The organism is Pilimelia columellifera subsp. columellifera (genome assembly GCF_039532605.1).
Taxonomy (GTDB): domain Bacteria; phylum Actinomycetota; class Actinomycetes; order Mycobacteriales; family Micromonosporaceae; genus Pilimelia; species Pilimelia columellifera.
The window spans coordinates 1-532 of record NZ_BAAARY010000093.1 but is presented as its reverse complement, the minus strand read 5'-3'; the positions used below and the strand labels follow the sequence as shown (position 1 = coordinate 532).

Sequence of the window (532 nt, the reverse complement as noted above, 5' to 3'; positions counted from 1 at the left end):
CTAGTATCGCGTGTCTGAGGTCTTTTGACGGTTGGCTTTGGTGAGGATGTCGGCGGCGGTTTTGGTCCAGCGGAACGGTTCGCAGCGCTGGTTGTAGCCGTCGATGAACGCGCGGATCGCGGCGATCAGGTCGGGCACGGAAGTGAAGGTGCCGCGGCGGATGGCCTGGCGGGTGATGATGCCGAAAAAGATTTCGACCATGTTCATCCAGGACGCGCTGGTCGGGGTGAAATGCATGGTGATCCGCGGGTTCTTGGCCAGCCAGGCCTTCACGTTGGGGTGGTTGTGGGTGGCGTAGTTGTCGGCCACGACGTGCAACTGAACTCGCGGGTGCGCCTTGGCGACCTGCTTGAGGAACGCCAAGAACTCGGTGTTGCGGTGCCGCTGGTAGCAGGCGTCCGCGGTGATCTTCCCGGTCGCGACCTCCAGCGCCGCGAACAGGGTGGTGGTGCCGTGCCTGCGGTAGTCGTGGGTGCGGCGTTCGGCCTGCTCGAACCGCATCGGCAACAGCGGCGCGGTCCGGTCCAGGGCC

Annotated in this window: 1 protein-coding gene; it reads right to left on the bottom strand. The window is 64.8% G+C overall.

All coding sequences use genetic code 11. The features are described 5' to 3' along the window. On the bottom strand, positions 1–532 hold a 532-nt coding region (locus ABD287_RS18480), incomplete at its 5' end, for an IS630 family transposase (RefSeq protein WP_344174837.1).